The organism is Parabacteroides sp. MSK.9.14 (assembly GCF_019041495.1).
Lineage (GTDB): Bacteria > Bacteroidota > Bacteroidia > Bacteroidales > Tannerellaceae > Parabacteroides > Parabacteroides merdae.
On sequence record NZ_JAHPXO010000067.1, the window covers coordinates 1 to 7,284 of the forward strand.

General features: G+C 34.9%; 7 protein-coding genes. 6 read left to right on the forward strand and 1 reads right to left on the reverse strand.

Annotated elements, in window-relative coordinates; genetic code table 11:
• Positions 1-297: 297 nt before the first annotated feature.
• Genes KTG12_RS20615 through KTG12_RS20630 form a run of 4 tightly spaced genes read left to right on the forward strand, consistent with a single transcriptional unit; the run spans position 298 to position 3,008 of the window.
• Positions 298-648 carry a hypothetical protein gene (locus KTG12_RS20615; protein WP_055284866.1) on the forward strand — a complete coding sequence of 117 codons (351 nt, stop codon included), beginning with the start codon at positions 298-300 and terminating at the stop codon, positions 646-648.
• Positions 645-1,469 carry a penicillin-binding transpeptidase domain-containing protein gene (locus KTG12_RS20620; protein WP_229034157.1) on the forward strand — a complete coding sequence of 275 codons (825 nt, stop codon included), beginning with the start codon at positions 645-647 and terminating at the stop codon, positions 1,467-1,469. The genes KTG12_RS20615 and KTG12_RS20620 overlap by 4 nt, the downstream gene beginning before the upstream one ends.
• A gap of 13 nt (positions 1,470-1,482) precedes the next feature.
• Positions 1,483-2,322 carry a hypothetical protein gene (locus KTG12_RS20625; RefSeq protein ID WP_147379284.1) on the forward strand — a complete coding sequence of 280 codons (840 nt, stop codon included), beginning with the start codon at positions 1,483-1,485 and terminating at the stop codon, positions 2,320-2,322.
• A gap of 11 nt (positions 2,323-2,333) precedes the next feature.
• On the forward strand, positions 2,334-3,008 hold the full coding sequence (locus KTG12_RS20630) for a hypothetical protein (RefSeq protein WP_055284862.1): 675 nt from the start codon (positions 2,334-2,336) through the stop codon (positions 3,006-3,008).
• Between the two features lie 46 nt (positions 3,009-3,054).
• On the opposite strand, the gene KTG12_RS20635 is transcribed toward KTG12_RS20630, so the two are convergent.
• Positions 3,055-4,803 (reverse strand): tyrosine-type recombinase/integrase, encoded by a 1,749-nt coding sequence (locus tag KTG12_RS20635; RefSeq protein ID WP_055284860.1) that lies wholly within the window; start codon positions 4,801-4,803, stop codon positions 3,055-3,057.
• A 183-nt stretch (positions 4,804-4,986) separates the two neighbouring features.
• On the opposite strand from KTG12_RS20635, the gene KTG12_RS20640 reads away from it, so the two are divergent.
• Together KTG12_RS20640 and KTG12_RS20645 are read left to right on the forward strand one after the other, a co-directional pair.
• Positions 4,987-5,805 (forward strand): glycogen/starch synthase, encoded by an 819-nt coding sequence (locus KTG12_RS20640; RefSeq protein ID WP_005636412.1) that lies wholly within the window; start codon positions 4,987-4,989, stop codon positions 5,803-5,805.
• 10 nt (positions 5,806-5,815) lie between these two features.
• Entirely contained in the window at positions 5,816-7,192 is a 1,377-nt protein-coding gene (locus KTG12_RS20645) for a DUF4270 domain-containing protein (protein ID WP_046452694.1), read from the forward strand.
• The last annotated feature ends 92 nt before the right edge of the window (positions 7,193-7,284 follow it).

A 7,284-nucleotide genomic window follows, 5' to 3' on the forward strand; every position in this document is an offset into this window, starting at 1 on the left:
ATGGGCCAAGTTTATTTAATTTTTAATTCGTCCCAATTTTAATGGGACACTAATGATTAGAAATAATAGTATGCAACAATAAAAACATTGTACAAATGAAAACTTTAGGGTGGATCATAATGATCATTAGCGGATTATCAGTTATCACAAGTGGCATACCATATTCTTTTGAAGGTATATGTGCTTTTTTGACACCAATAATAATAGGTCTGATACTTATTTTTAAAGGGAGAAAAAGTAAATAATAGTCTTGTAGAACTTATAGAATCAATTTAACAACAAAGAAAGGAAACAATTATGGGATGGTTTTGGAACTCAGGAACAAACAAGGATGAAGAAGTTATTAAAAATCAAATTTCCAACATCAACAAGGTACTTACTGATCTATTAAAGTATTTGGATCACATTAGTTCTTCTGGAGAATATTGCTCAATGCAACAAGTTGAAAGATACTTTACTGAAATAGATAGATATATGCAAGAAGTACAAACAGTCTCCAGAAGGTTATCGACTTCTGCTGCTGCAAAAATAAAAGTTACTTGGACGGATGGAAGAATGCTACATTTACCTGAATGGGAGACTTGTTTTCAAATGGTAATGGCTAAAATTTCACAAGATTTTGAGTGCGGTAAATACATGAATATATGATGATTGATATTTGCAAACTTTTTATTTTACTGCTATTAAATTCTTCTTGTATTACGCATAAAGAGCAATTGCAATCAAATGCTGAAATATCACTTCGTACCACATTGCAGGAAGTCAATGCAGATTCAGGCTTAGTTATGTTGATGGATTCAGCAGGAAATGTCATAGCCAAAAGCAGTCTTTCTCTGTTAAATGGTAAGTCTTTAGAAGAAGAAGTATATACTACAGTTAGAGATATGGGGACACTTGCTGTCCCTGTATCTTTAATTCCTGTTTTGGAGAAAGGGAATGTTTCACTGTCTGACACTGTTAATGTGGGTAATGGTATATATAATCACAATGGAAAAGAGATCAGGGATCATAATGCGGATATGGGTGGATATGGAGAAATTACCTTACAACAAGCAATCCTGTTTGATTCAAAAGTGGGTGTAACCAAATCTTTATCTCCATATATGACAATCAAAACAGATTATTCTCCTATGGAGATACTTAATTTCTATCATTCCTTTGCTGTATCAGATTATTCTATTTGTTCTGCAAAGACAATGAAGGAGATACAACAGACCTTTGAAATGGTAGTCAGTGAAGGTACGGGTAAACCTTTATTTTCTGATAATGTAAAGATCGCAGGAAAGACAGGATCAGTTATTAAAGAAGATGGAAAACATGAAGTTTCCTTCTGTGGTTATTTCAAGGTGAACAATGCTGTATATACCTGTTTAGTCATTATTTCCAATCCTAAAAATGGTTATCCGTCTGGTGGTATAATGGCAGGGAATGTGATTAAAGAAATTGTTAATAGTTTAAATAATAAATAAATATAATATGGTGATGAAATATTTATTGATTTTATTCGGGTTGTGTTTGATGGCTTGCAATAGGCAATCTGTTAAACAAGAAGAAAAAACAGATTCCAATATAACACCAAACGAAAGATTGGAAGAAAGTATTGAAATTCCAGACGGCTCACTAACGAAAGGAGAACAAGATTCTTTAATAGAGGTATTGTCTCCTTATCTGGAAGTCGATACGGCTTATGCAAAACGCAGTAATAAAAATGCGGAATTGATTTCTAAAGTATTGGATGATATGGAAGAATTTGATGAGAACTATCAACAGCAAAATATACTTCATGTGGATTCGGTTATCAAGCAATGTATAAATCATGTTCAGTCGAATGAGCCTAAGCGGTTATTGGATTTGTTTGATAAAGAGAAAATGAGTATTTATTCCCATCCTTCCAATACGATAGAGCATGAGATGGATTTGCATTATATGATTTTATCATTGTATGATAAATATTATCGTCCATCAAACGAACGTTTTTTTGCGGAAAAGCTGGCAGAGTTATATGAGTTTTCTTTAATACATATAACAGGATTGGAACTGTTTGGAGGGTATTCTCATCCAGACTATATTCCACTTGTAAAAGTGTTGGTGGATTGCTATGATAAACTGAATGATTACGACAGAGCTATTGAGTTGCAAAAACAAATATGTGAAAGAATTGAGCAAGAAGAACCAGAAGGAAAAGCAAGTGAGAATTACGGATATGAGTTGATAGAATTAGCCACACTCTATTTAGCCAATAAAGACACGATTCATACAGATTCATGTACACAGGAGTTACGAAAGAATCCTTATATGGAAAAACTTTTAAAAGAACATTAGGAGATTAAAAAATGAAATATTATATTCTCTTACTTGGATTATGTTTGCTTGGTTGTAACAGTCAGCCAAGTAAACAGGATAAATCTATCCAACCTGTAATACAGAAAGATGATAAGTTTACCAATCACTATGAACTTCCACTGACAGAATCAGAAAAAAGAGAAGTGTTACACTATGCTGATTCTGTTTTGCAAGTGAAAGGTATAAAACTCGTTGATTATAGGAATGAAATTTATCAGTATGGAGATATACGTTTTTATTGGAACAAGAAATTTAATTACTTCTTGGCATATCCAGATTCGTTGATTCATGGGGAAGAAGCATTTCTTTGTGATGGGAATCATTTTTATAATAAGGACAGCACAATTGTATTAAATACTGGCATTGCTTACTATGATGTATTTGAAGATGATTATTCCATTTCTGAATTTTTTAAAGAGTTCATATTTGAAGGTGAATCTATTTCATATAAGCAATTTAATGATACCAATTTCTATTTGAAAGGTAAAAATAAAACAAGAACATTATTTATTCGAATAGGAGTTTATAGAGAAATTTATAATCGAAAAATTCTCATTCTTTTGGAGTTAGAATACAAGGACTGCAAACGAAAAGATGCAGAATGTATTTGGAATACTTACATTAAGAAGAAATTTCCCAACCAACCTTTACACAACATTATTTAACAATATAAGTCAATTTATTGCATTTCTGTTTCCTATCCCAGCATATTTAACTCAAATGTTTCGTCAAGTTTTTCTCATTCAACAAATTACACACATCTAATATATTAATTCCTAATTCAGCACATCTATTCACTGTATATCGTTCTGCATACATTTCCTGCAATTCATCCATACTAAAAATTTCATCTGCATCCACATTAGTACCGTTCACTCCTACTTTTATCTGCTCATTATGATTACAAGTTATATATTTCATTATGGAAATATCATATAATTCATTCAAGAAAAAATCATAAGTCATACTTCCTGTGGATATATGACACCTCTGTTCAAGTATCTGCTTAATCAAATCATATCTATCTTTTCTACCCTGTTCAGTCTGTAAATAGTCAGATAATTGTTTAAGCGTATATACATCATTGTTATATCGTACCTCATCTGATAACATATCATTGATAAACAAACATTTATAAACATCTACTTCCTTAAATAATTTACTATTATCACACGATATACTAGCATTTACTCGTTTTGATTCTGTTTTTTCAACATCTGTCACACCTGCAACTATATCTATCTTATTATCCATAGATAATTGCAGATACACTTCATCTACCATCTTTGTTGATTTGTGTCCTACCATATACTTAATAACATCCTTAGATATACCATTTAAGAATGAATTAGTAACAAAAGTATATCTACCAATATGAGAGCGCATTTGTTCATAGATTGGCTTACCGTCAACTAATCTATCTAAGTTTGCCAACAAAGCAATTTTCCTCAAACGACTATTATATGTACTTGTCACTGGTTCTTCTAAGCCTTTTGGGTATTTAGACAATATAGGTTTGATCTTGTCTGCTTTAATAAAAGCATCCACCCCCTTCTTTTGGGTTTTAATCACAAATACATTCCGTCTCTCATCATATATATAATCGTCCTCAAATAGCTTAATAACATCAGACTTTCTTGTACCAGCTAAGCACTGAACTACAAATAAATCCCTTGTTTCTATTAGTTTTTCATTATCTAATTGAAGATTTGCCAGTTTATCTATTTCTTCTTCCGTCAGTACAATTCTGACCGTTTCTTTTTCGTTTCTATTTTTATAAAGCCTAAAAGATCTCATACCGCTTTCAGCATAACTAAATGGAATATTATGCTTACTATCAGCTTCTTTCAACAACATTTCAAACATGCTAAAGACAGTTTTGATAGTTTTATTCTTACTACCTACATCTATATACGATTGCTGATAGCTATTAAAAGTTTCCAAATTCATATTGTTCCAACTATCTGATATACCATTAGCTTTTAAAAAACGTCTGAATTTATTAACATTCCCATGATATATTTTTTTAGTCGAATCACCAATATTCAAATTCTCACTTATAAATCCATCCATTGCATAAGTTGCTGGCTTAACGCTTACATTTCTCATTTTTATCTGACCTTTATAAATTTTGTCTTTCAATATGTTCAAACTATCCGCTATTTTATCTGGATTGTCACAAAAATACTTCTTGCACTCTGAAAAAGAAACTTTCAACTCATTTATTTTATTATTAGCAATCTCATTATTTCTATTATCCAATTCAGGCAAACGGAAACTCACATAAGCTTCCTGCTTCTCCTTATTCCAATGTTCAGGATAAACTTTTACACCCGTTGCTAATTTTAGCTGTTTCCCATTAATACGGACAACTAAATAGATATTGGTTGGCTTATTGGCTTTAGGTTGTCGTAAATTAAATCTTGCCTGCATTTCATTAATAAAAACCTGCTGTTCCATCCCTGTTATTCAAATTGGTTCTTCACTTTTGTTCTTTGTTTTCGTTCTTTTTATCAGATCTACGCTACCCAGTTTCAAAACAGCATTCATATATACATTTGATATTCAGCGAAAAAACTTTTTGTTGATATAACCAAAAATTCTTTGTATCTTTGTAGCGTCTTTATAAAACTAGTTTACAGAATGGATGCAAAAAAAATCTTGTTTATAGCTCAAGAAATAACACCCTACCTTCCCGAATCAGAGATTGCAACGATATGCAGAAACCTGCCACAAGGCATACAGGAGCGTGGTCGCGAAATTAGGACTTTCATGCCCAAGTTCGGTAGCATTAACGAACGCCGCAACCAGTTGCACGAAGTAATCCGGCTTTCGGGTATGAATCTCATCATTGATGATACCGATCACCCGCTGATCATAAAGGTAGCATCCATTCAGGCAGCCCGCATGCAAGTATACTTCATTGATAATGAAGATTTCTTCCAAAGAAAACATACTATCAGCGACGATGATGGAAACGAATACGAGGATAACGACGACCGTTCGATCTTCTACGTTCGTGGTGTATTGGAAACAGTGAAAAAACTCCGTTGGATACCGGACGTCATTCACTGTCATGGTTGGATGTCAGCGCTAACAGCCCTGTACATCAAACGTATGTATGCTGACGATCCTTGCCTCAAAGATGCAAAGATCGTATACTCTATTTATAACGATGACTTCAAAACACCGTTCAGAAAAGAATTTGCAAGCAAGTTAAAAATGGATGGAGCCAAGGACAGCGACCTGAAAGGCATCAAAGCCGATACAAGCTTCACCGGGCTGACCAAGCTCGCCATCGATTTCGCAGATGGTGTGATACAGGGTAGTGAAACGATCAATCAAGATGTGTTGGATTATATTGCCACTAAAAAGCACACTCCATTCCTGCCTTATCAGTCGCCGGACGTTTATATGGATAAATTCAACGAATTCTACGATGTCATATTAGGCACAAAATAAATTTAGAGACATGAAAATCAAGCTTTTTATACTTGGCCTGAGTCTCGGAATCTCGATTCTGAGCGGGTGTAATGATGATTTGACGCAGGTAGGAACAGGTATTCAACCGGAGAATGACAGACCGCTGGTATATGCGGACACATTTTACATGAAAGCAAAAACATTACAGACTGATTCTGTCTATGCCCGGACAATTTACGGTTCATTAGGGGAAATATACGATCCTTTGTACGGAAACCTGAAGTCTGATTTTATGTGCCAGTTCTACTGTCCGGAAAATTTCCGGTTCAGGTATACACCCTACAACGGCATAATAGATTCGGTCGAATTTAAAATATATTATAGCCGAAGCTGGACAGGTGATTCTCTAACTCCGATGCGTGCACAACTATACGAAGTAACAACTCCGCTAACGAGAGATTTTTATACGAATATCGATCCGGAACAATACTGCAATATGCAGAAATCATTAGGTATGCAGACATATACGGCACGTGATCTAAGTGTTTCGGACTCTCTTTGGAATGATAAAAATTCAAACAACGTACTGACTTATCAACCGAGAATAACCATCCGCATGCCCCAGGAAGTAGGTCAACATTTCTATGACGCGACAATCAAAACTCCGGAAGTTTTTAATGACCAGAATACGTTCAATCAGTTCTTTCCCGGTATTTATGTCACAAATACATACGGTACAGGAAACATCCTGAACATTGAAAGTACCCAGATGAACATTTACTATAAGCACACGGTAAAAGGCTCTGCCGACCAGGATTCAATCGTACAGGCTTGGGAGACTTTCAGTGCGACATCTGAAGTTATCCAGTTGAACAGATTCAAGAATACAGACATCAGCCATCTGCTGGAACCCAATGATAGCATCGCTTATCTGAAAAGTCCGGCAGGCGTATATACCCAGTTGACAATCCCGGCACAAGATATTGCTCCTATTATCCAAGGACGTATTGTCAGCAATGTGGACCTTTCTTTAAAAGCCCTTCCGCAAGAAGACTGGAAATTTGCATTTGAAGCTCCCGCTAACGTGCTGATACTCCCAAAGGATTCTATGGATACATTCTTTAGAAACAATAATGTAGAAAATAACATCACCTCCTTCCGGGGATCTTATGTGGCTTCGACCCGAACCTACTCATTCGGAAACATAGCCAAGCTGCTTAAAACCCACATAGAGAACTCTCCGGATGAAGATCTGGTTATCAACGTTATCCCCGTACAGCGCAGAGTAGGAACGACAACCAACTACTACGGGCAGACAAGCGAATACACTGTCGCCATCGAGAACTATTTGAAACCTTCCGGTGTAAAACTACGTATCGACAAAGACGCAATGGAAATGCGTATCGTAACAATTGAATATAGATAAGCAAGACTGACTGTTTATTATCTATCAGATATAAAAAAGAAGGTGTGTCGTAATACCCGATGCGCCTTCTTTTTTTCGTTGACTATAAAAAT